Below are 20,749 nucleotides of genomic sequence, written 5' to 3'. Positions count from 1 at the left end.
GGTGCTACCGCGTCCCGTAAAGCACCACGGTCTTGCCGCGGGCATGCAGCAGGCCGTCGGCCTGCAGCTTCTTCAGTACGCGGCCGGCCATTTCCCGCGAGCAACCCACCAGTCGGGCGATCTCCTGGCGGGAAACGCGCAGCTGGGTGCCCTGCGGGTGGCTCATCGATTCCGGTTCCTTGGACAGGTCGTGCAAGGTGCGGATGATGCGGTCGGTCACGTCCAGGAAGGCCAGACGGCTGGCCTTGCGGCTGGTATGCAGCAGGCGCCGGGAGATCTGCGAGCCGATCGCGTACAGCAGCTTGGGTGCATCCACGGACAGTGGGCCCAGGAACAGCTGGTGCAGGCGCTCGTAGCTGATCTCGGCCAGCTCGCAGGGGGTACGGGTGCGCAGGATGACTTCGCGCTTGTCCGACTCGATGAATAGGCCCATTTCGCCGACAAACTCGCCTGCGCCGAAGTAGCCCAGCACCAGTTCCCGGTCGTCGTCTTCCTCGGCAATGATGCTGACTGAGCCGCTGATCACGTAATACATGGTCCCGGCAGGGTCGCCAGGACGGAACACATCGGTCCGCGCCGGGTACCGGCGGCGGTGGCTGTGAGCCAGGAATCGGTCGATGGTAGCGATATCCAGCGCCAGCGGGCTGGAGGCAAGACGCACGTTTGACACGGTGTTGGCGTTACCTAGGCTCATGATGGCGTTCACAGTTTGGATGAACTTGCTTAATGAGTAAGCTTAACGACGCCGAGCATAAGGGGCAAACGGGCATAACGGTGCAAGTATCACAGGGAGGCACTTTGCCCCATACTTCCGCCTTTCCCACCATCTACAGGATCGACCGCCGTGGTCAAGCCGTTGCCTCGCCTGAGGTTGCAAGGATTCAACAACCTCACCAAGGCCTTGAGCTTCAACATTTATGACGTCTGCTATGCGCGTACCGAAGAGGAGCGCCAGCGTTATATCGAGTACATCGACGAGGAATACAACGCCGATCGACTCACGCAGATCCTCACCGATGTGGCTGAAATCATCGGTGCGAACATCCTGAACATTGCGCGTCAGGATTACGACCCTCAGGGTGCCTCGGTCACAATTCTCATTTCCGAGGAACCGGTGATCGACAAGAAGCAGGCCGGCAAGGAGTTGATCTCCGATGCCGTGGTTGCGCACATGGACAAGTCGCACATCACTGTGCACACCTATCCGGAAACGCACCCGCAGGAAGGTATTGCTACCTTCCGCGCCGATATCGACGTGGCAACCTGCGGCGTGATTTCGCCGTTGAAGGCGCTGAACTACCTGATCGAGAGTCTGGAATCAGACATCGTGATCATGGACTACCGCGTGCGTGGCTTCACCCGTGACATCAAGGGCAAGAAGCACTACATCGACCACAAGATCAATTCGATCCAGAACTTCCTGGCCAAGAACATCAAGTCGCGTTACGAGATGTTCGACGTCAATGTCTATCAGGAAAACATCTTCCACACCAAGATGCACCTGCAGGACTTTGACTTGGACAAGTACCTGTTCGAAGAGAAGGCCAAGAACCTGTCGTTCAAGGAACGCATGAAGATCGAGGCGCTGCTGCGCCGCGAGATCGAAGAGCTGTTCCACGGCCGCAACCTGGCCGAGTAAGCAAAACCGCGCAGGTCGGCACGCCGATCTGCGCAAAAACAGGCGGGACGGCCCGCCCTGCAGCAATGCAGACGTTTGTCGACGGCGGCTCGGTGCGAAATCACCGGGCCGCTGTCTTTTTTGTAGAGGAAATTGCGATGCCCTGGATTTACCTGCTGCTTGCGGGCCTGTTCGAGATTGGATTCGCGCTGGGCCTGAAGTTCAGTGAAGGCTTTACCCGGCTCTGGCCGAGTGTGTTCACCGTGGTGTTTGCCGGCATCAGCCTGTGGCTGCTGACCCAGGCGCTGCGCACCATTCCGGTCGGTACCGGTTATGCGATCTGGACCGGAATCGGCGCCGTTGGCGTGGCGATTGCCGGGGTGATCATGTTCGGCGACAGCGCCAGCTGGCCACGTCTGCTGTGCATCGGCCTGATCGTGACCGGCGTGATCGGCCTGAAGCTGGTCAGCTGACGGTAGTCAGGGTAGTGCCGAGCCATGCTCGGCAGGGGCCTTATGCAGAAGACCAGTCATGTGGTGCCGAGCCATGCTCGGCAGGGGCTCTACCGGTAATGCCCCTGCCGAGCATGGCTCGGCACTACAGGTGAAGCGCAACCGGTAAGGCCCCAGCCGAGCATGGCTCGGCTCTACATGTGGGGCGTTACATCCGGTAGGCCACGGCCTTCATTGCCTTGGACGCGAGCGCCATCACCGACGGGATCGGGAACGGCAGCTTGCGCGCGCCGGCATGTTCGGCGTGCTCGGCGTGGCGGGCTTCATCGATCTTCATGACCTTGAGGATCTCGCGGCTGCGCTGGTCGGCGGGTGGCAAGGTCTGCAGGTGCTCATCCAGATGCGCTTCCACCTGGCGCTCGGTTTCCACCACGAAGCCCAGGTTCCAGCCGTCGCCGCGCAGGCCAGCCAGGGTGCCGATGGTATAGCTGCCTGCGTACCAGAGCGGGTTGAACAGGCTGGGGCGGCTGTCCAGCTCGCGCAGGCGGTCGGCGCACCAGCTCAGGTGATCGGTTTCTTCCTGTGCGGCGTCGAGCAGGTGCGCACGCGTGGCCGGGTCACGGGCGACCGCTGCCTGGCCGAAGTACAGGCCCTGCGCGCAGACCTCGCCGACGTGGTTGATGCGCATCAGCCCGGCCGCGTGACGGGCTTCGGCGGGCTCCAGGACGACCTCCGGAGTGTCGCCAGCCGGGTTGGGGCGGGCGGCCGGCGGGTTGCCGAACACCGTATCCAGGGCGCGTTGCGCTTCGGTCAGCAGGTGGTCCAGCGGCGTATGTACGCGGGCGGTGATCATGGCGGGCAGTGCAGTGGGGTATGCCCGATTCTCGCCGCTGGCTGCGAAGCTGCCAAGGCCAGGGCAGGGCGGCGTTCAGGGCTTGGCTTGCGCCAGGGGCTTGTGGCCAGTACAATTCCGCCTCTTCTGTTTTACCTTCACAACGCGTGGCAAAGTTCCGGTGGTTCATCTCGCCGCAATCAGCCCGACCTACCTGAGTTCTTTATGAGCACTTTCACTGCAAAGAACGAGACCGTCCAGCGCGACTGGTACCTCGTTGACGCCGCCGGCAAGACGCTGGGTCGTCTTTCCACCGAGCTGGCTCGCCGCCTGCGTGGCAAGCACAAGCCGGTTTACACCCCGCATGTTGACACCGGTGATTACCTGGTCGTCATCAATGCCGACAAGATTGCTGTTACCGGCAAGAAGCTGAAGGACAAGAAGTACCATCGCTTCACCGGTTACATCGGTAACCTGAAGACCGAAACCCTGGAGCAGGCGCTGGAGCGTCACCCGGAGCGCGTCATTGAGACCGCTGTGAAGGGCATGCTGCCGAAGGGCCCGCTGGGTCGTCAGATGTACCGCAAGCTCAAGGTCTATGCAGGCACTGAGCATCCGCACGCAGCACAGCAGCCGCAGGTTCTGGATATCTAATCATGGCTATCACTCAAAACTACGGCACTGGCCGCCGCAAGTCCTCGACCGCCCGCGTATTCCTGCGCAAGGGCACTGGCAAGATCACCGTCAATGGCCGTCCGCTGGACGAGTTCTTTGGCCGTGAGACCGCACGCATGATCGTGCGTCAGCCGCTGGAACTGACCCAGAACACCGAAAGCTTTGACATTCTTGTCACTGCTGCTGGTGGCGGCACCACCGGCCAGGCCGGTGCGATCCGTCTGGGCATCGCCCGTGCGCTGGTCGAATACGACGAAACCCTGAAGTCCGAGCTGCGCAAGGCTGGCTTCATGACCCGTGACGCCCGTGAAGTCGAGCGTAAGAAGGTCGGCCTGCACAAGGCACGTCGCGCCACCCAGTTCTCCAAGCGTTAATCGCTTCGGGGTGGGGTTCTCCGGAATCCCACTGGGAAAGCAAGAGCCCGGCTTCGGCCGGGCTTTTGTCGTTTTTGGGGTTTGAGTTTGGAGCCAGGTGCCCGGTTGTTGCCTTTGGGCATTTGCATTGGCATTTGGTTCGTTGTTCTTGGCATTTGCTTCAGGTGTATGCCGTCATTCCCCCCTGCGCGGGAATGACGGCGCGCGGCCAAAGCCAAAGTCCTCCCCTCCCCTGCGCTGTGCGCAAGGGAGGGGGCGGATGGCCGTGCCCGATGCGCATCCGGCGCGCGGAAGTGCCGCACTTGCGCCCTCCCTTGCGCGTAGCGCAGGGGAGGGTTGGGGAGGGGTGCTTTGGCTCTTGGGTCTTTGCTCTGCTCATCCCAAGCCCGGAATCCAGAAACTGGAATGCCAGGCACAAAAAAAGACCAGATCTTTCGATCTGGTCTTTTTTAAATGGCAGCCCCGGAAGGATTCGAACCTCCGAATGTCTGAGTCAGAGTCAGATGCCTTACCGCTTGGCGACGGGGCTATGGTGCGTGAAGATTATCGCACATCCGGCCCATTGGTTGGCCTGGCTGTGGCGGGGTGGAATAGAAAAAAGGCCTGATCTTTCGATCAGGCCTTTTGTGTTTGGCAGCCCCGGAAGGATTCGAACCTCCGAATGTCTGAGTCAGAGTCAGATGCCTTACCGCTTGGCGACGGGGCTGTAGTGCAGGTCAAACCTGCGTCCCATGGTGGCTATAGGTGGACTCGAACCACCGACCCCAGCATTATGAGTGCTGTGCTCTAACCGGCTGAGCTACATAGCCTTGGGAGCCGGTAATTCTGGTGGTGTTGCGCCATATTGTCAACAGGTTTTTCTCTGCTTGTGGCATGACAGCAGCCATGGCAGAGTCCCCGACAGTAGAAATTTTAGGAGTCCGCATCGTGATCGATCCGGACGGCTATCGACCGAACGTCGGCATCGTGCTGATGCGGGAAGACGGGCAGGTGTTCTGGGCACGACGTGTGCGCCGGGATGGCTGGCAGTTCCCGCAAGGCGGCATGAACACCGACGAAACCCCGGTCGAGGCCATGTATCGCGAACTGCAGGAAGAAACCGGCCTGCTGCCTGAACACGTCGAAGTCCTGGGGGCGACCCCCGGTTGGCTTCGCTACCGCCTGCCCACGCGGGCCATCCGCCATACCGAGAAGCAGGTCTGCATTGGCCAGAAGCAGGTCTGGTTCCTGCTGCGGCTGACTGGCGACGAGGCGCATGTGCGTCTTGATGAGACCGACACGCCGGAGTTCGATCACTGGCGCTGGGTGGATTTCTGGTACCCGGTGGAGCATGTGGTGATCTTCAAGCGCGGCGTTTACGCACGCGCCTTGCGGCATTTGGCGCCGTTGGCGCGGGGTATCGCCGGCCAGGGCGTGCAGGCGATGCCTGCGTCCGCACAGGAGGCGTGGATGCCAGGCAGCAGTGCTGGCCATGACCGCCCGCGCAAGCGTCCGCGACGCCCGGGAACCTGGCGCGGGAAGAAGATTAATAATGATTAACGTCCGAAATTGACAACCATTCGCATTTGCGATTGAATGCTGACACGGCCGCTACGTGCCGGGTTCAGGGGCGTCAAGCCGTGTACGTTTGCATCTGCAATGGAGTTACCGATCACCAGATCCGTGAAGCCGCGCTTGCCGGATGCGATACGGTGTCCGAGCTGACCATGCGTACCGGCTGCGGCTCCAACTGCGGTTCCTGCCTGGACATGGCAGCCGGCCTGCTGGAGCAGGCCCGCGCTACCCGCGAGCTGCCGCTGCCGTTGTTGCGGGCTGCCTGAGCCAGCCCTGCTGCCACCGCCATCGGCGGTGGCTAATGATCACGATTCGCGTTCCTTCATTGTCTGCCGGCAACCGGTAAAGTGCGCTCGTTCCTCTAGTCGGAGTCAGCGCCATGAAAGGCGACGCCAAGGTCATCGAATTCCTCAACAAGGTCCTCTACAACGAGCTGACCGCCATCAACCAGTACTTCCTGCACGCCAAGATGCTGAAGAACTGGGGCTTGAACGAGCTGGCCGAACACGAATACAAGGAGTCGATCGACGAGATGAAGCACGCCGACGTGCTTTCTGATCGCATCCTGTTCCTTGAAGGTCTGCCCAACTTCCAGGCGCTGGGCAAGCTGCGCATCGGCGAAAACCCCACCGAGATCCTCAAGTGCGATCTGGCGCTGGAGAGCGAAGCGGCGGCGGTGCTGCGCGACGCGGTTGCCTACGCCGAATCGATCAGTGATTACGTCAGCCGCGAGCTGTTCGTGAAAATCCTGGATTCCGAGGAAGAGCACATCGATTGGCTGGAGACCCAGCTTGATCTGATCGAGCGCATCGGCGAGCCGAACTACCTGCTCAGCAAGCTCGAAGACTGATCCGGCGCTTGCCGGATCAGTGAGGTGCCGGCGCCTGGCCGAGCTGATTGGCCAGGTAGTCGGTCAGCGCCACGCGCGCACGGCCGAACTCGGCCACGATCAGTGCCACCATCACCGTTGGCCGCTCCAGCGTGCCGTTGCGCGCGCCATGCTCAAGCCGGCGCGCGGCCTCGGACAGGGCCAGAACGCCAACATTGGCGCTCGAAGATTTCAGGCTATGCGCCAGTTGGCCCAGTCGCTGCAGATCGGGCATCACCGCTGCTTCCTGCAGATCCCGCACCAGCTGCGGGGTTTCTTCCAGGAACACGCTGATGATGGCGCTGATCTCCTCACCGGCGATCTCGAACAGTTCGTCCAATACGCTGCGCTCCAGTACCGAGGCGGTGATGCCGTCGGTGTGTGCGGTGGAGGCGGCAGCCAATGCATTGGCGGAGAGGTCGGTGGTGGGCATGCTGTTAACCAGATCGGTAGTTGCGGCTGATGCCGGCTTGAAGGCCAGCAGGCAGGTCAGGAGTTGCGGGCGGGAGATGGGTTTGGACAGGTATTCGTCCATGCCGCTGTCCAGGCAGCGCTGGCGGTCGCCGGCCATGGCGTTGGCGGTGATGGCGATGATCGGCAGTCGGGTGTCGGCGGCAGTGCTGGCTTCGTGCTCGCGCCAGCGGCCGGTGGCGGCGAAGCCATCCAGTACCGGCATCTGGCAGTCCATCAACACTGCGTCGTAGCGCTTGGCGTGCATCTTGTCGATGGCGATGGCGCCATTCACCGCGGTGTCGACGTCGCAGCCCAGGATCTTGAGCAGCTTCTGCGCGACCATCAGGTTGACCGAGTTGTCCTCGACCAGCAGCACCTGCATGCCTGCCAGTTCTGCACCGCTGGCCGGGCTGGCAGCTGTGCGTGTTGATGCAGGAGCGACAGCAGCGGTAGCCACGGCAGTATCCGCTGCGCCGACGAATTCACTTGCCGGTGCAGTGCTGCGCGCAGGCGCGGCTGTTGCCACTGCAGCGGGTGCATTCTCACCCCACAGCGCCAGCGTCGGGTCCGGGCTCGGTGCTACCTGCACCGGCTCGGCCAGCGCATTGCGCAGTTGGGTGTCGGGTAGCTGCCGTGGCAGCAGGGTGGCGCCGTCGCGCACTACGTCGGCGATCGGCGCGTCGCCGTACAGCCACAGCAGGCGTGGGCGCTTGTCATCCATGCGGTCAAGCGCGCGCTGCAGCGCCGGTGCGCTGTTGCGCAGCGGTTCCAGGTCACCGATCACCGCATGGAAGGCCCCGGAGACGCTGGGTTTGCGCAGGCGCTCCAGCGCTTCCTGCAGGTTGTTGGCGATCACCGGCTGATAGCCCCAGTTCGGCAGCACCAGCTGCAGGCGTTGGCGCAGACGTGGCTCCGGGGTAACCAGCAGTACCTGGCGGTTGCGCAGATGTTCGGATTGGCGCAGGTCACCAATGACCTTCAGCAGCGGAATCTCGAACCAGAACACCGAGCCACGCAGAGGCTCGGACTGCACGCCGATGCTGCCCTGCATCAGGTCGATGATGCGCTTGCAGATGGCCAGGCCCAGGCCGGTGCCGCCATACAGGCGGGTGGTGGATGCGTCGGCCTGGGTGAAGGCATTGAACAGCCGTTGCGCTTGGCCGGCATCCAGGCCGATGCCGGTGTCGCGGACTTCGAAGCGCAGCAGGTGCTGTGCAGCGGTTTCGCCCAGGCGTTTGACGTGGATGTTGATCTCACCGCGTTCGGTGAACTTGATCGCGTTGACCAGCAGGTTGCCCAGCACCTGGCGCAGCCGCACCGGATCGCCGCGCACCGACAGGCGCACGGCCGGGTCGATCAGCAGGGACAGGCGCAGGCCCTTGTGCTCGGCTGCGCGCTGCATCAGCCGCATCATGCCGTCCAGGGTTTCGCGCAGGTTGAAGGTGGTGATTTCCAGCTCCAGCCGGTTCGCTTCCAGCTTGGAGTAATCAAGGATGTCGTCGACGATGCGGAACAGCTGCCGCGAGCTGTCGGTCGCGGTGTCCAGCATGTTGCGTTGTTCCAGGCTCAGCGGGCCCTGTGCGACCAGCTCCAGCATCGGCAGGATGCCGTTGAGTGGCGTGCGGATCTCATGGCTCATCGTGGCCAGAAACTCGCCCTTGGCCAGGGTGGCGGCCTCGGCGGCCTGCTTGGCCTGCAGCAAGGCCTGTTCCAGCGTCTTGTGGTCCTGCGCGGCAACCAGCAGGCGCTTGTTCTCCAGTACGCCTTCTTCGATCTGCAGTTGCATGGCGTGCGCCAGGCGCACCTGCCGGCCGGCACTGATTGCCGCCAGCAACGCGGCGATCGCGGCGGCGCCAGCGCTGGCGCTGGTGGCGATGGCGGGTAGCGCCGGTACAAAGCCACCTGCGCAGCTGGCTGCGGCGCAGCCTGCCGCAAGCAGCGCCCAACCGCGCGTAGCCGCCGATGCAGCCATGCTCACAGCACCGCGTTCTGGAAGTCGAAGTTGAGTTCGCTGCCCGCGCGCTGCACCACGTTGCCCTGGATGAAGTCGATGCCGCCCATCCACATGGCTGCGGCAGCCTGCGGATCTTCGATCTGCTGGCCGATGATCTGCAGGTTGGCGCGGTGGGCAAGATCAATCGCGCCGCGCAGTTCGTCGCGCAGCTTCTGGTTGGTATGGCTTTCGGCGTAGCGGGCGGCCATGCGCACGAAGCTCAGCGGCAACTGGGTCAGCAAGGCATTGGCTTCGGCGCCGGGCTCGAACTGGCTCAGGCAGAACTGCACGCCGGCCGGCATCAGCTGCGCGCAGAACTGCTGCAGGCTGACCGCATGCACCAGTGCATCGGACAGGCGCACGTCGATGACCAGGCCGTTGCCTGCGACCTCGCGCTCCCGCAGTGCGTTGAGCAGCCATTCCGCATAGGCGCTGCGCGACAGCGTGCGCATCGACTGCGAGATGAAAAGACGCATCGGCGGCTGCGCGAACTGGTACAGGTGCAGCAGCCCCAGTGCGTGTTCGACCACCTGCTGGTCAAGGTCGGCGATGCGCCCGGCCGCTTCGGCGGCGGGAATCACCTGGCCCGCTGACAGCAGTGCGCCATTGCTCTGGCGCAGGCGCAGCAACAGCTGGTATTGCGCGGTATCGCCGCCGGCGACGGCGACGATGGGCTGGTAAGCCAGTTCGATCTGGCCATCGAGCAGGGCCAGGTGTTCGTTGTTGATGGCAACGTCGTTGCTTTCATACGCGGCGACGCCGGTGGTGCTCAGTCGCGCCTGCAGGGCGGTGCGCTCCACCGCCTCCAGCGCGGTATCGGCATCGTTGAGGTCCTGCGACAGGGTGGCGTAGCCCACCACGCAGCGCAGGAATACCGACTCGTCTTCGCGCGGTGCAAACGGCTGCGCGGACAGGCCATCGCGCACCTGCTGCGCCAAGGCCGGCACGGCGGCTTCTTCAATGCCGCGGCTCAGCAGCAGGAAGCTGTTGTCGTTGAGGCGGGCCAGCTGGTGCGGGCGCAGGTTTTCGGCCAGGCGTTGACCGGCCTGCACCATCAGGCGTTCGTAGCTGGCGTAGCCGTAGCGTTCGCGCAGACCCAGCGCGCTGGCGATCTCGATGAACATCAGGCCAGCCGGCTGCCGCTCGACGATGGCGGTGCGCAGCTGCTGCAACACGTTGTGGCGGGTCGGCAGTCCGGTCTCGGGGTTGTTCATCAGCGGGCCGGCCTCGGCCTTGCCCGAGCCCTGCATGCGATTGCGGCGGATGCGGTTGGCGACTGCGGCGACCAGATGGCGCGGACGGATCGGCTTGACCAGCACGTCATCGGCGCCGCAGTCGAGCACTTCGAACTGGCGGTCCGGGTCGGCTTCGCCGGTCAGGAATACGATCGGCAGCAGCTGCTGGTGCGGCTGCTGGCGGATCATTGCGGTCAGTCGCATGCCGTCGAGACCCGGCATGTGCAGGTCCATCAGGATCAGGTCGGGGCGGTGTTCGCTGATGGCCTGCTGCACGCCTTCCACTTCCATCTGCACGAAGGCCTGCATGCCGGCGCCGTGCAACACGCTCTGGGCGAACAGGGCCTGCGAGCGGTTGTCCTCGACGATCAGCACCCGGTACGGCGTGTCATCGCCGACATCACTGGCCATGGCGGTCGCGCCGCTGTCGGCGTCGGCCTTGAGCTGCGCCTGCACTGCCTCGGTGGGCGGCGCGTTGCGCACGCTCCAGCGCTGCCAGTAATCGGCCGGTGGGGTTTCCGCGCGTAATGGGCGGGCGGGTGCGTTTGGAGTGTCGGTGCTGGCCATCGGTGAATTATGGTTCAGGGGGCGGGCGGCAGCGAGCGATCGCCGGGCGATGACGTTGCCGATGCTGGCGCGTTGATGTCGGTACCAGTAGTGCCGAGCAGGCGTTTGAGCCCACGCCACAGCATGCGCCACACCAGCCATACGGCAAGTGCGCCGATGATGCTGGCGCTGAGTACGAAGATAAGCGCCAGCCACGGATGCGCCAGTGCCAGTGCCAATGCGCCGATCACCACGCTGTCCTCGGCAAATGAGGCAACCCAGTTGCTGGCGGGTTCCGGCGAGGTGTTGAGCAGGGCACGGGTGCCAGCCTTCAGGCCGTGGCTGGTCAGCGCGATACCAGCGCCGGCAGCCAATACGCCAGTACTCAGTTCACCGTTGGGGGACAACGTGGCGGCGGCGAGGAAGGCGCCAGCCGGGACCCGTGCCAAGGTCTGCAGCAGGTCCCATATCGAATCCACGCCCGGGATCTTGTCGGCAAAGAACTCGGCTATGGCCAGGGCGCCGGAGGTGCCCAGCACCCACCAGGACTCGGTGGCCTGCAGTGCGGGTGGCAGGTCCACCCAGCCCATCAGCCCGGCCATGCCGACGCCGAACACGGTCAGGTAGACACGGATGCCGGCCAACCAGGCCAGCAAGATGCCGATGACGAATACATGGGCTTCGGTCATGGGGGAGTCCGGCCGGGGTACTGTGAGCAGGATCGCAACTATCGAGCATGCCTGCAGTGAATGCCAGCTGCCAGCGTGCAAGCGCGTGTGCATTGCTGTCGTTTACACTGGACCGTCGTTTCAGACGGAGCACAGGTGTCGCCCTTCCGCGAGCACTGGAGCCTGCCATGACCCACCGACCTTCTTCACGTTTCCAGATCACCCCGCGCGGCGGCGCCAGCACGCGCCCAGGCTGGGTGCCGATTGCCGTGCTGGCAGGCGTTTGGCTGCTGTCACTGCTGCTGGTCGGCTGGCTGGCCTCGCGCTACGCCTCGCCTGATGCCGGCGGCCTGCGCGAGAAGCTGCGGCAGAGCGAGGCAGTGGTCAGCCAGCAGCGCGGCCAGCTGGAAGAGCTGCGGCAGCGCCAGGCCACGCTGGAGGCCTCGGACAAGATCAGCCGCGCCGCCAACAACGAGGTGCAGACCTCGCTGGGCGAGCGCGATGAAGAGATTGCCGGCCTGCGCGCCGATGTCGCCTTTTATGAACGGCTGGTGGGTTCCACCAGTCAGCGCAAGGGCCTGAACGCCCATTCGGTCGAATTCGCCCCGGAAGCGGCCGGTACCTGGCACTACAGTGTGGTGCTGACCCAGAACCTCAATCGCGGCGCGATCAGCCAGGGCCAGATGCGGTTCTCGGTCGAGGGTGTGAAGGACGGAAAGCTGACGACCGTCAGCTGGGATGACCTACATCAGCGCAAAGGGGCGCCGGGGCAGGATTATTCCTTCCGTTATTTCCAACAACTGGACGGTAGCGTGATGCTGCCCCGGGATTTCACACCGCAACGTGTGCGAGTCTCCCTGTCCGGATCCGGGGGGGGCTCCAACCAGACATTCGATTGGAAACTCGCCGGCAACGGCAGAGGGGAATAAGCATGTTCAAAAGCAAGTCCAAGCACGATGCCGACCTTTCGGTAGACGCCCTCATCGGTTCGCAGGTGGAAATCCGCGGCGACGTGGTATTCAGCGGCAGCCTGTACGTGGAAGGCCGCATCATCGGCAAGGTGATTGCCGAGGAGGGCGCCAAGGCGATGCTGACCCTGGCCGAGCACGGCCGCATCGAGGGTGAAGTGCGCGCCGCCGTGGTAGTGCTCAGCGGCACCATGGAAGGCGACGTGCATGCCAGCGAGCGCATCGAGCTGAGTCCCAGCGCCCGAGTCACCGGCAATGTGCATTACACCGTGGTCGAAATGAGCGCCGGTGCCCAGCTCAATGGCCGCCTGCTGCACACCGCGGCGATGGCTGCGTTGCCGGCGCCCGATGCCAAGGGCAACGAGAAATCCAAGAAAGCTGAAGCCGCTGCGGCTTGAAACAGGGGCTTCACGCCCCCATCCTGAGCGCCATGAGCACCTTAGTTTCCCTGCCCGGCGTTCAGCCGGCGCCTGATTACCAGTCCCTGGACCGTCCGCTGAATTTCACCCCGGCGGCGGCTTCCAAGGTGCGTGAGCTGATCCAGGACGAGGGCAACGCTGCACTCGCCCTGCGTGTCTACATCCAGGGCGGTGGCTGTTCCGGCTTCCAGTACGGCTTCGAGTTCGATGAGAACCGTGCCGAGGACGACCTGGCGGTGGTTACCGAAGGCGTCACCCTGCTGGTCGATCCGCTGAGCCTGCAGTACCTGATGGGTGCCGAGGTGGATTACAGCGAAAGCCTGACCGGCGCGCAGTTCGTGATCCGCAACCCCAACGCCCGCACCACCTGCGGCTGCGGTAGCAGCTTCTCGGTTTAAGACAGGTCCGGCCGCATTGCGGCTGGCTGCGCTTGCGATGGCGGCGCTTTGTCGTCAGGCTCTGGCGGATGCTGAATCCTGAATCCCGTTTTGCCGGGCACGCCTTTGTTGGTGCGCCGCTGGACCGTTCCGATGCCTTGCGCGGCGATGCCGATGCACTGGCGGCCTTGTGGCCGACTGCTCAGGTATTGGTGTTGGATGCCGATGGCACCGCGTTCGCCGATGATCAAGGGCAGCCCGCGCTGTTCAACGGTCTTGAGCTGGGCGGTGGCCCGGGCGTGGCGATCTTCCTTGGACTGCGCGAGGGCCGCGCCTGGTTTGTCGCCGAGGCGGCAACGCTGACCGTGCAGGCACCGCAGCGCATGGACCTGCGACAGGCGGCGGTGAACTGGCCGGCCGAGGTGGCCGACGTGTTCTGTTACGCGCGCGGCATGTCGTACTGGCATTCGCGCAACCGCTTCTGTGGCGTCTGCGGCTCGCCAGTACGTTTTGGCCGTTTTGGTTTCATTGGCCATTGCGACCAATGCCGGACCGAGCACTATCCGCGCGTGGATCCGGCCGTCATCGTCGCCGTCGAGAACAATGGCCGGCTGTTGTTGGGTCGCCAGAGCAACTGGATCGCGCGCCGCTATTCGGTGCTGGCCGGCTTCGTCGAGCCCGGCGAAACCTTCGAGCAGACCGTCGCCCGCGAGGTATTCGAGGAGGCACGGGTGCGGGTGATCCAGGCGCACTATCAGGGCACCCAGCCGTGGCCGTTCCCGGGCGCCTTGATGGTGGGTTTCCGTGCCAGCGCGCACGATGACGTGCCGACCGTGGATGGCGAGCTCGAGGACGCGCGCTGGTTCAGCGTCGATGAGGTCGGTGCGGCCCTGCAACGCGATACCGACGATGACGGGCAGGGCATCCTGCTGCCGCAACGGCTGTCCATTGCACGCACGCTGATCGAACAGTGGTACCAGAGCCAGCGCCGGTGAGTGCGATCTGCGCGCTGGCGGGTGCGGCCCGGCAGCGCCGGCAAGGCCTACAATTGCAGGCCGGAGGAGCCGCATGTTCACAACCTTGGTAGCGGTAATTGCAGCATTGGTGTTGGGCCATCTGGCGCCGGCGCTGATGGCTGCCGTGCGCGACTGGCGCTGGTTCGGGCGCTGCCTGGGCGGCTTGCGTGCGCAACTGGGTGAGTCGTCCGCACGCTATGCAGTGCTGCTGGCGATCGTGCCCTGCGTGCTGTTGGTGGCCTTGCTGCAATGGGCACTGGCTGGAGGTCTGTTCGGCCTGCCCTCGCTGTTGTTCGGGGTGGTGGTATTGGCGCTGTGCTGGGGTCCGCGCGATCTGGACCGTGATGTCGAAGCGGTGATCGATGCCGATGACGCTGCTGCTGCCGAGCTTGCAGTGTCGAAGCTGCAGGCGGCCGGCGGCAGCCTGCGTGAGGACGCACCGGGGCTGGTCGAAGCGACCGCACTCAATGCCCTGCGGCGCTGGTTTGCGCCGTTGTTCTGGTTTCTGTTGCTGGGGCCGCTTGGCGTGGTGCTGTACCGCCTGTTGGCGCAGTGCAGCCAGGGGCCGCAGGCCGCGCAGCTGTCCGACGACGAGCGGCGGGCCAGCGATTGGCTGCTGGCGGTGCTGGAGTGGCCGGTGGCGCAGTTGATGACACTGTCGATGGCCCTGGTGGGTAATTTCGATACCGTGTTCTCGGCCTGGCGCCGTGCCGCAGGCAATCGCTGGGCGTTGCAGCTCGGCTTCCTGACCGAGGCCGCGCGCGCCAGCGTGGGTGCCGAGCTGGTTGAAGAGGCCGAAGAGGTACGGCTGGCGGGGCAGGTGCCGGTTGATGAGCGCTACCCGGAACTGCGCGATGCGATGAGCCTGGTCTGGCGCACGCTGCTGCTGTGGATGGCGCTGCTGGCGCTGCTGGTGATCGCCGGCTGGGTAGGCTGAGCCGGCGGCAGTTCTAGTCCGGGTATGCGTCAGCGCGCCCGGGCAACAGGATTCCAGTGGTGTTTCAGGTTGCCCGCTATGTGTCCCGGGTGCGCTGCGCTTACCCGGGCTACGTGGTTGCGTGGCGCCTGAGGTGGCTTGTCAGCCCGGCGCGAGCAGGTTGAACGGGTACCAGGGCAGGTTGCGCAGCAGCCAATAGGAAACAATCACCACCAGCCACGGGATCGGTCGCGCGAACAGGCGTACCGCCCATTGCAGTCGTGCTGGCCATAGGCCTGCGCCATGCAGTGCCATCACCAGCACCGGCACGATCGAGACGATCAACAGGGGATTCATCGCCATGGCCTGGGGCAGGTCCAGGTGGACAAGGGCGTGCAGGCAACGGGTGCTGCCGCAACCGGGGCACCACAGGCCGGTCAGGGCATAGAAGGGGCAGGTTGGCAGCGGATTGCCAGGCGTATTCGGATCGACCCGGCTCAATACCGCTGCAGCGCCCACGCCGATGCCGGCAATCGCGGCCAAGGGTATGTAACGCAGCAGGTGTTGCGGGAACTGCATGTCAGGACAGCAACAGGCCGGCCGGATCCGGCCGGCCTGTCGGATTCATCAGTAGCTCGAAGCGCCGCTCATCGCGCCGCCGACGCCGAGCACCATGACCAGCACGATGTACAGGATGGTGACGACAATGCCCGCACCAGCCGCATAGATGGCCCACTTCTTGGCCTTGTCGGAGGCATCACGGGCGCCTGCGATATCACCAGCAGCCAGCAGGCCATTGACCTTGGCAGCGTGGACGATGGAGACGATGCCCAGCGGCAGGCAGCAGAACAGGGTGGACAGGATTGCCCAGACGAGGTTGTTGGATACGGCGGGACTGCTTGTATTCACGTAAAACTCCTTGTTGAAAAATCAGCGTGACTTGCAGGCATTCGCCGCGGTCAGCGGCGAGATGATCATTGTGGCGATCCAGCATAGGGGCCACGTGATGAAACCGATGAAGACAAAGCACAGCAGGAAGTTGACGAAGGCAACCGCCCAGTAACCGAACATGATGATCAGTCCGGTGGCGACGTTGCCCGCGTACAGATGACCAATACCGAAAACCTGGAAAAACCCCGGCAGCACCTCCAGCAACGCCGCTATCCCGCCCGATTTCTGCGGGTGGTAATAGTGGTGCACCTGCTGCGGCGCGGTTGGCGGCGCAGGCGGTGCGGCTGGCAGTGATGGCGTGGCGTTGTCCATTTATCCCCTTGCTCCTTGGCTGTGCTGCGGTCCCCCGGCAGACACATAGGAGGCTAGCCTAGCCACTTGTCCTATTTCTGGAAAGGGTTCTTTCCTACTCAGGCCTCATTGCCACGCAACTTGCGGACCAGAAGTTCCAGTTGGGCGGCATCGGTGTGGGCGCCATCCACCGGTGGTCCGGCCACCACCTCGATATGCGCGCGGAAGCGGCGCGGCACCCGCATCTGCCCCAACCGGGTATCGCGGCGGCTCCACATGCTGGACCACATGCCCTTCAGTGCCATCGGCACCACCGGCACCGGGCGCCGGGCCAGGATCTTCTCCACCCCGGACTTGAAGGCGGCAATCTCGCCGTCCTTGGTCAAGGCCCCCTCGGGGAAGATGCAGACCAGTTCGCCCTCGGCCAGCGCCGCATCCACCTCGTCGAAGGCGCGCTGCATCAGCGCGGCATCTTCCTTGGGGCTGGCGATCGGAATGGCCTTTGCGGTCTTGAAGATCCAGCGCATCACCGGCACGTTGAAGATCTTGTAGTACATGACGAAACGCGCCGGACGCGGAATCACCGCTGACAGGATCAGCGCATCCATGTAGCTGACGTGGTTGCAGACGATCAGTGCGGCACCTTCGTCCGGCACGTTGGCTTCCACGCCCTTGACCCGCAGCCGGTACAGGGTGCGCACCATCAGCCAGCTGAGGAAGCGCATCAGGAACTCGGGCACGATGCTGAAGATGTAGACCGCGACCACGATATTTGCGACGGCCAGGGCCAGGAACAGCTGCGGGATGCTCCACTTGAGCACGCTCTGGGTGATCAGGCCGAGCACCGCGGCCAGCACGATGAAGCCGGAGTTCTGGATGTTGAGCGCGGCGAACACGCGCGACATCTCCGATTTCGGCGTGCGGCTCTGGATCAGTGCGAACAGCGGCACCACAAAGAAGCCGGTGAACAAGCCGATGCCGAGCAGGTCGATGATGATGCGCCAGCTGCCGGGCTGCTGGATGAAGCCGGCAACATCCAAGCCGGTGACGCTGACCACGCCGGTACGTGCGAAGTACAGGTCCAGCAGGAACGCGCTCATGCCGAACGCGCCCAGCGGCACCAGGCCGATCTCGACGATGCGCCCGGACAGCTTTTCGCACAGCAGCGAGCCGACACCGGTGCCCAGCGAGAACAGCGCCAACGCGAAGATGTACAGCACCTCGTCGCCGCCCAGGTTCACCACCGCATAGGTCGGCAACTGCGAGGTGAGCACGGTGCCGAAGAACCAGAACCAGGACACACCGAGGATGGCGTTGCGTACCGCCTTCTGTTTCTTGGCAAGGCGCAGCACCGCCAGTGATTCGCTGATCGGGTTCCAGTTGATCTTCAGCTCGGGTGCGCCGGCGTCCACGCGCGGAATCATGCGCGCGGTTATGTTGCCGATCAGCGCCAGCGCGATGATCGCGACCGCAGCGACGATGGGGCCGTATGCACCGGCCAGCGCGAAGATCATGCCGCCGGCAATCATGCCTGTGAGGATGGAAATGGAGGTGCCCATTTCCACCAGGCCATTGCCGCCGGTCAATTCCTCGGGCTTGAGGATGGACGGCAGCACCGAATATTTGACCGGCCCGAACAAGGTCGATTGCAGACCGGTGCAGAACAGCGCGACCAGCAGCACAGGCATGTTCTGGGTAAGAAAGCCGACCGCGGCCAGTGACATCACCACGATTTCCATGGTGGTGGTGATGACGATGAGTTTCTGCTTCTCGAGTTTCTCGGCGATCTGCCCGGCAAGTGCCGAGAACAGGAAGTAGGGCAGGATGAACAGTGCCGGTGCAAGGTTGGTGTACAGCGTGCGTTCTTCGCTGCTGACACCGAGATAGAACAGCAGGCCGATGATCGCCTGGCGATAGATGTTGTCGTTGAATGCGCCCAGCGCCTGGACGATGAAGAACGGGAGGAAGCGGCGCTGCTTGAGCAGGGCAAACTGGTTGTGGCCGGACATCGTGACTCCTCGGTGCTGCGCGGCACCTTAGCAGAACGGCATGGCCGGATTGGTCAAGCCGGGCCTGCAGTGCAGATGTTTCTCAGCCGTCGCCTGCGGGCAAAAGGCTCAGCAATGCGCGCGCGGCCGGGGTTGGATCGGCCCGCCACACCGCACAGGTACGGAAGCGGAATGGCTCGACCAGCGGCCGCACCACGGTGCGCTGCATCCTTGCAGCCATGCTGTCCGGCACCACCGCGACCGCCAGGCCAGCGGCGACCAGCTGCTGCTGCAGCTCGCTGTGGGTGACCTCGTATTGCAGCTGCGCCTGGATGCCGCGTTCGCGCAGGGCGTCATCCAGCATCCGGCGCACGCCGGCGCCGGGTACCAGCGCCGCCAATGGCAGGCCTTGCAGCGCCTGCAGCGGGATGGCACTGCTGCTGGCCAGTGGATGATCGACGGGCATCACCAGCGACAGACCTTCCTCGTGCAACAGGCGGTGCTGCGGCGGCAGGGTGATCTGCGGGCCAACGCCGACCAGCGCCACGTCCAGGTTGCCCTGCTCCAATTCAGCCAGCAGCACATCGCTCATGCCCGCTTTGAGGTGGACCTCGACGGCAGGGTGCGCGGCCCGGAACGCGGCCAGTAGTGCCGGCACATCGACCACATTGAGCGAGGTGATCTGGCCGATGTTGATGCGGCCGCGCACCGTGCCCAGGGTCAGCGCCATCTCTTCCTGCAGGCGTGCTGCCGACTGCAGGGTCAGCCGGGCGTTGTGCAGGAACACCTCGCCGGCAGCGGTGGGCCGTACCCGGCGGTGGCTGCGTTCGAACAGGCGGGTGCCAAAGGCGTCCTCGAGCCGGGCGATCTGGTGGCTCAGTGCCGATTGCACGGTGTGGCAGCGGGCCGCCGCGGCGGTGAAGCCGCCTTCCTCGGCCACGGCGACGGCGAATTCGAGCTGGCGCAGGGTAAACATGCCATCACTGAAACAGATGGATGGGATGAAAACAATACATTGGCGTCATTGATGGGGCAGGCCCAGACTTGCCCCTGTTCCCCCGTGGCCTCTCCCATGACAACCCCCGCATCCCCGTCCCACCACCGTCCCTTGAGCCAGCCGCAGGTCCTGCTGCTGGCCGCAGCCACTGGCCTGATCGTGGCTGGCAACTATTACGCGCAGCCGCTGCTGCAGATCCTGGCCGAGGCCTTCGGGATTGGTGCCGACGAGGCGGGTTGGGTGGTGACGGTGGCACAGCTGGCCTACGCCGCCGGTCTGCTGCTGATCGTGCCGCTGGGTGACCGCGTGGAGCGCCGGCGCCTGATCGTCGCCCTGTTCGTGCTGGCGGCGGTGGGCCTGGCGATCAGCGCCACCGCGACGCACTTCGTGCAGTTGCTGGTGGGCACGGCGCTATCCGGTCTCAGCGCGGTGGCGGCGCAGGTGATCGTGGCGCATGCGGCTGGCCTGGCCGAGCCGGAGCATCGCGGGCGGGTGGTTGGCACCATCATGGCCGGCCTGCTGCTGGGCATCCTGTTGGCGCGTACCGCCTCCGGCGTGCTGGCCGGGTTGGGTTCCTGGCATACGATCTACTGGGTGGCCTGCGTTGCCTTGCTGGTGCTTGCGGTGGTGCTGGCACGCCTGCTGCCGGCGCATCAGCCCAGCGCCACGCTCTCCTATCCGCGCCTGATCGGTTCGGTACTGGCCTTGCTGCGCGATGAGCCGCTGCTGCGTCAGCGTTCCGTGCTCGGTGGCCTGCTGTTTGCCGGCTTCAGCGTGTTCTGGACGCCGCTGGCCTTCCTGTTGTCGGGCCCGGCTTACGGTTACTCGATTGCCACCATTGGTCTGTTTGGTTTGATTGGTGCGGCAGGTGCGTTGGCTGCCAGCAGCGCAGGCAAGCTCAGCGACCGCGGTTACGGCCGTGCGGTGGCGCTGGGTGGTCTGCTGATGATGTTGCTGTCGTGGTTGTTGCTGGCGTTCGCGCCGGTGTCGCTGGCGGCGCTGATCGTGGGCGTGCTGTTGCTGGATATCGCCGTGCAGGCGGTGCATATCAACAACCAGAGCGTGATCTACCAATTGGATGAGAGCGCCCGCAGCCGCATCACCTCGGCTTACATGACCTGCTACTTCATCGGCGGTGCCAGTGGCTCGGTGCTGAGCACGATGGCGTGGACGCGCCACGGCTGGAACGGCGTTTGCGCACTGGGCGGCGTGTTCGCGGTGATTGGCTTGCTGGTGTACTTCATGCCAGCCCGCAAGCAAGCGGCAAAGAATGTGGGAGCGGCGTAAGCCGCGAAGCCGATAACGTCACCCTCGCCGAAGGGCGTGCATGCCAGGCTTTTGTAGGAGCGGCGCAAGCCGCGAAGCTGGCAACCGTTCCGTTGACGGATCGTCTGCGCACTGGGTTGTAGATTGGTGGTTGAGGCCTGAAGCCAAAGCCAAAGCCAAAGCGTCCCCCCATCCGCCCTCCGGGCACCTTCCCCCGCAGGCGGGAGAAGGCACAGCCACAGCCATAGCAACAGCCCAAGCCCAAGCAACAGCAACAGCAACATCCACAGCT

Annotated in this window: 23 protein-coding genes and 3 tRNA genes; 13 read left to right on the top strand and 13 right to left on the bottom strand. The window is 64.2% G+C overall.

Annotated features, from left to right (window positions below; translation table 11 throughout):
• Positions 1–4 precede the first annotated feature (4 nt).
• On the bottom strand, positions 5–694 hold the full coding sequence (gene crp / locus ACVOLV_RS12070) for a cAMP-activated global transcriptional regulator CRP (RefSeq protein WP_481554605.1): 690 nt from the start codon (positions 692–694) through the stop codon (positions 5–7).
• A 150-nt stretch (positions 695–844) separates the two neighbouring features.
• Between crp and speD the strand changes: the two genes are divergently transcribed.
• Positions 845–1,639: an adenosylmethionine decarboxylase gene (gene speD / locus ACVOLV_RS12065; RefSeq protein ID WP_481514339.1), complete on the top strand. Its 795-nt coding sequence runs from the start codon at positions 845–847 to the stop codon at positions 1,637–1,639.
• 137 nt (positions 1,640–1,776) lie between these two features.
• A complete protein-coding gene (locus ACVOLV_RS12060) occupies positions 1,777–2,091 on the top strand; it encodes a DMT family transporter (protein WP_481554604.1) in 315 nt (104 codons plus the stop codon).
• Between the two features lie 187 nt (positions 2,092–2,278).
• Here ACVOLV_RS12060 and coq7 read toward each other — a convergent pair whose 3' ends face one another.
• Positions 2,279–2,923, bottom strand: coding sequence for a 2-polyprenyl-3-methyl-6-methoxy-1,4-benzoquinone monooxygenase (gene coq7 / locus ACVOLV_RS12055; protein ID WP_481554603.1), 645 nt, complete (start codon positions 2,921–2,923; stop codon positions 2,279–2,281).
• Between the two features lie 204 nt (positions 2,924–3,127).
• Here coq7 and rplM point away from each other — a divergent pair, with 204 nt between their 5' ends.
• Positions 3,128–3,556, top strand: a complete 429-nt coding sequence (gene rplM / locus ACVOLV_RS12050; protein ID WP_282273385.1) for a 50S ribosomal protein L13 — start codon at positions 3,128–3,130, stop codon at positions 3,554–3,556.
• 2 nt (positions 3,557–3,558) lie between these two features.
• The gene (rpsI, locus tag ACVOLV_RS12045) at positions 3,559–3,951 is read left to right on the top strand and encodes a 30S ribosomal protein S9 (protein ID WP_303748658.1); all 393 of its coding nucleotides are present in this window, start codon (positions 3,559–3,561) and stop codon (positions 3,949–3,951) included.
• 454 nt (positions 3,952–4,405) lie between these two features.
• Here the strand turns inward: rpsI and ACVOLV_RS12040 are convergent.
• The 3 genes from ACVOLV_RS12040 to ACVOLV_RS12030 form a co-directional block, all read right to left on the bottom strand.
• Positions 4,406–4,480, bottom strand: a tRNA-Gln gene (locus ACVOLV_RS12040).
• Positions 4,481–4,582: 102 nt separating this feature from the next.
• Positions 4,583–4,657 (bottom strand) — tRNA-Gln (locus ACVOLV_RS12035).
• A gap of 26 nt (positions 4,658–4,683) precedes the next feature.
• Positions 4,684–4,760, bottom strand: a tRNA-Met gene (locus ACVOLV_RS12030).
• A 118-nt stretch (positions 4,761–4,878) separates the two neighbouring features.
• Between ACVOLV_RS12030 and ACVOLV_RS12025 the strand changes: the two genes are divergently transcribed.
• The 3 genes from ACVOLV_RS12025 (at position 4,879) to bfr (ending at position 6,355) form a co-directional block, all read left to right on the top strand.
• Complete coding sequence (locus ACVOLV_RS12025) at positions 4,879–5,490, top strand: RNA pyrophosphohydrolase (protein ID WP_303748659.1); 612 nt, start codon at positions 4,879–4,881, stop codon at positions 5,488–5,490.
• Between the two features lie 80 nt (positions 5,491–5,570).
• The gene (locus tag ACVOLV_RS12020) at positions 5,571–5,771 is read left to right on the top strand and encodes a (2Fe-2S)-binding protein (protein ID WP_296249808.1); all 201 of its coding nucleotides are present in this window, start codon (positions 5,571–5,573) and stop codon (positions 5,769–5,771) included.
• A 113-nt stretch (positions 5,772–5,884) separates the two neighbouring features.
• On the top strand, positions 5,885–6,355 hold the full coding sequence (gene bfr / locus ACVOLV_RS12015; protein WP_303748660.1) for a bacterioferritin: 471 nt from the start codon (positions 5,885–5,887) through the stop codon (positions 6,353–6,355).
• 16 nt (positions 6,356–6,371) lie between these two features.
• On the opposite strand, the gene ACVOLV_RS12010 is transcribed toward bfr, so the two are convergent.
• Genes ACVOLV_RS12010 through ACVOLV_RS12000 form a run of 3 tightly spaced genes read right to left on the bottom strand, consistent with a single transcriptional unit; the run spans position 6,372 to position 11,289 of the window.
• Positions 6,372–8,798 (bottom strand): ATP-binding protein, encoded by a 2,427-nt coding sequence (locus tag ACVOLV_RS12010; protein ID WP_481554602.1) that lies wholly within the window; start codon positions 8,796–8,798, stop codon positions 6,372–6,374.
• Between the two features lie 2 nt (positions 8,799–8,800).
• Positions 8,801–10,639: an EAL domain-containing protein gene (locus ACVOLV_RS12005; protein ID WP_481554611.1), complete on the bottom strand. Its 1,839-nt coding sequence runs from the start codon at positions 10,637–10,639 to the stop codon at positions 8,801–8,803.
• Entirely contained in the window at positions 10,636–11,289 is a 654-nt protein-coding gene (locus ACVOLV_RS12000; RefSeq protein ID WP_481554601.1) for a DUF4126 domain-containing protein, read from the bottom strand. The genes ACVOLV_RS12005 and ACVOLV_RS12000 overlap by 4 nt, the downstream gene beginning before the upstream one ends.
• 167 nt (positions 11,290–11,456) lie before the next feature.
• On the opposite strand from ACVOLV_RS12000, the gene ACVOLV_RS11995 reads away from it, so the two are divergent.
• From ACVOLV_RS11995 to ampE, 5 genes are all read left to right on the top strand, one after another.
• A complete protein-coding gene (locus tag ACVOLV_RS11995) occupies positions 11,457–12,197 on the top strand; it encodes a DUF6776 family protein (RefSeq protein WP_481554600.1) in 741 nt (246 codons plus the stop codon).
• Between the two features lie 2 nt (positions 12,198–12,199).
• On the top strand, positions 12,200–12,634 hold the full coding sequence (locus ACVOLV_RS11990; RefSeq protein ID WP_481554599.1) for a bactofilin family protein: 435 nt from the start codon (positions 12,200–12,202) through the stop codon (positions 12,632–12,634).
• Between the two features lie 32 nt (positions 12,635–12,666).
• Complete coding sequence (gene erpA, locus ACVOLV_RS11985) at positions 12,667–13,053, top strand: iron-sulfur cluster insertion protein ErpA (RefSeq protein ID WP_282270651.1); 387 nt, start codon at positions 12,667–12,669, stop codon at positions 13,051–13,053.
• A gap of 68 nt (positions 13,054–13,121) precedes the next feature.
• Positions 13,122–14,027: an NAD(+) diphosphatase gene (gene nudC / locus ACVOLV_RS11980; RefSeq protein ID WP_481554598.1), complete on the top strand. Its 906-nt coding sequence runs from the start codon at positions 13,122–13,124 to the stop codon at positions 14,025–14,027.
• A 73-nt stretch (positions 14,028–14,100) separates the two neighbouring features.
• Positions 14,101–14,985 (top strand): regulatory signaling modulator protein AmpE, encoded by an 885-nt coding sequence (ampE, locus tag ACVOLV_RS11975; protein ID WP_481554597.1) that lies wholly within the window; start codon positions 14,101–14,103, stop codon positions 14,983–14,985.
• Between the two features lie 141 nt (positions 14,986–15,126).
• On the opposite strand, the gene ACVOLV_RS11970 is transcribed toward ampE, so the two are convergent.
• The 5 genes from ACVOLV_RS11970 to ACVOLV_RS11950 all read right to left on the bottom strand — a co-directional run bounded on the left by ACVOLV_RS11970 (position 15,127) and on the right by ACVOLV_RS11950 (position 19,170).
• Positions 15,127–15,543, bottom strand: coding sequence for a DUF2752 domain-containing protein (locus ACVOLV_RS11970; RefSeq protein WP_481554596.1), 417 nt, complete (start codon positions 15,541–15,543; stop codon positions 15,127–15,129).
• 48 nt (positions 15,544–15,591) lie between these two features.
• On the bottom strand, positions 15,592–15,873 hold the full coding sequence (locus ACVOLV_RS11965) for a CD225/dispanin family protein (RefSeq protein WP_481554595.1): 282 nt from the start codon (positions 15,871–15,873) through the stop codon (positions 15,592–15,594).
• Between the two features lie 21 nt (positions 15,874–15,894).
• Complete coding sequence (locus ACVOLV_RS11960) at positions 15,895–16,227, bottom strand: hypothetical protein (RefSeq protein ID WP_481554594.1); 333 nt, start codon at positions 16,225–16,227, stop codon at positions 15,895–15,897.
• A 98-nt stretch (positions 16,228–16,325) separates the two neighbouring features.
• Complete coding sequence (locus tag ACVOLV_RS11955; protein ID WP_481554593.1) at positions 16,326–18,215, bottom strand: MFS transporter; 1,890 nt, start codon at positions 18,213–18,215, stop codon at positions 16,326–16,328.
• Positions 18,216–18,297: 82 nt separating this feature from the next.
• Positions 18,298–19,170: a LysR family transcriptional regulator gene (locus ACVOLV_RS11950; protein ID WP_481554592.1), complete on the bottom strand. Its 873-nt coding sequence runs from the start codon at positions 19,168–19,170 to the stop codon at positions 18,298–18,300.
• A 96-nt stretch (positions 19,171–19,266) separates the two neighbouring features.
• Between ACVOLV_RS11950 and ACVOLV_RS11945 the strand changes: the two genes are divergently transcribed.
• On the top strand, positions 19,267–20,478 hold the full coding sequence (locus tag ACVOLV_RS11945; protein WP_481554591.1) for an MFS transporter: 1,212 nt from the start codon (positions 19,267–19,269) through the stop codon (positions 20,476–20,478).
• Positions 20,479–20,749 lie beyond the last annotated feature (271 nt).

The sequence above is a fragment of the Stenotrophomonas sp. STEN023 genome (assembly GCF_056760135.1).
This window is presented reverse-complemented; position numbering and strand designations above follow the sequence as displayed.

What these genes read in the sequence shown, in the direction of transcription:
- ACVOLV_RS12060 (WP_481554604.1), top strand. Translation starts at nt 1,777, where the DNA reads ATGCCCTGGATTTACCTGCTGCTTGCGGGCCTGTTCGAGATTGGATTC.
- rplM (WP_282273385.1), top strand. Translation starts at nt 3,128, where the DNA reads ATGAGCACTTTCACTGCAAAGAACGAGACCGTCCAGCGCGACTGGTAC.
- ACVOLV_RS12010 (WP_481554602.1), bottom strand. Translation starts at nt 8,798, where the DNA reads ATGGCTGCATCGGCGGCTACGCGCGGTTGGGCGCTGCTTGCGGCAGGC.
- ACVOLV_RS11945 (WP_481554591.1), top strand. Translation starts at nt 19,267, where the DNA reads ATGACAACCCCCGCATCCCCGTCCCACCACCGTCCCTTGAGCCAGCCG.
- coq7 (WP_481554603.1), bottom strand. Translation starts at nt 2,923, where the DNA reads ATGATCACCGCCCGCGTACATACGCCGCTGGACCACCTGCTGACCGAA.
- ACVOLV_RS11950 (WP_481554592.1), bottom strand. Translation starts at nt 19,170, where the DNA reads ATGTTTACCCTGCGCCAGCTCGAATTCGCCGTCGCCGTGGCCGAGGAA.
- ampE (WP_481554597.1), top strand. Translation starts at nt 14,101, where the DNA reads ATGTTCACAACCTTGGTAGCGGTAATTGCAGCATTGGTGTTGGGCCAT.
- ACVOLV_RS11995 (WP_481554600.1), top strand. Translation starts at nt 11,457, where the DNA reads ATGACCCACCGACCTTCTTCACGTTTCCAGATCACCCCGCGCGGCGGC.
- rpsI (WP_303748658.1), top strand. Translation starts at nt 3,559, where the DNA reads ATGGCTATCACTCAAAACTACGGCACTGGCCGCCGCAAGTCCTCGACC.
- bfr (WP_303748660.1), top strand. Translation starts at nt 5,885, where the DNA reads ATGAAAGGCGACGCCAAGGTCATCGAATTCCTCAACAAGGTCCTCTAC.
- ACVOLV_RS11955 (WP_481554593.1), bottom strand. Translation starts at nt 18,215, where the DNA reads ATGTCCGGCCACAACCAGTTTGCCCTGCTCAAGCAGCGCCGCTTCCTC.
- erpA (WP_282270651.1), top strand. Translation starts at nt 12,667, where the DNA reads ATGAGCACCTTAGTTTCCCTGCCCGGCGTTCAGCCGGCGCCTGATTAC.
- crp (WP_481554605.1), bottom strand. Translation starts at nt 694, where the DNA reads ATGAGCCTAGGTAACGCCAACACCGTGTCAAACGTGCGTCTTGCCTCC.
- ACVOLV_RS12000 (WP_481554601.1), bottom strand. Translation starts at nt 11,289, where the DNA reads ATGACCGAAGCCCATGTATTCGTCATCGGCATCTTGCTGGCCTGGTTG.
- ACVOLV_RS11960 (WP_481554594.1), bottom strand. Translation starts at nt 16,227, where the DNA reads ATGGACAACGCCACGCCATCACTGCCAGCCGCACCGCCTGCGCCGCCA.
- nudC (WP_481554598.1), top strand. Translation starts at nt 13,122, where the DNA reads ATGCTGAATCCTGAATCCCGTTTTGCCGGGCACGCCTTTGTTGGTGCG.
- ACVOLV_RS11970 (WP_481554596.1), bottom strand. Translation starts at nt 15,543, where the DNA reads ATGCAGTTCCCGCAACACCTGCTGCGTTACATACCCTTGGCCGCGATT.
- ACVOLV_RS11990 (WP_481554599.1), top strand. Translation starts at nt 12,200, where the DNA reads ATGTTCAAAAGCAAGTCCAAGCACGATGCCGACCTTTCGGTAGACGCC.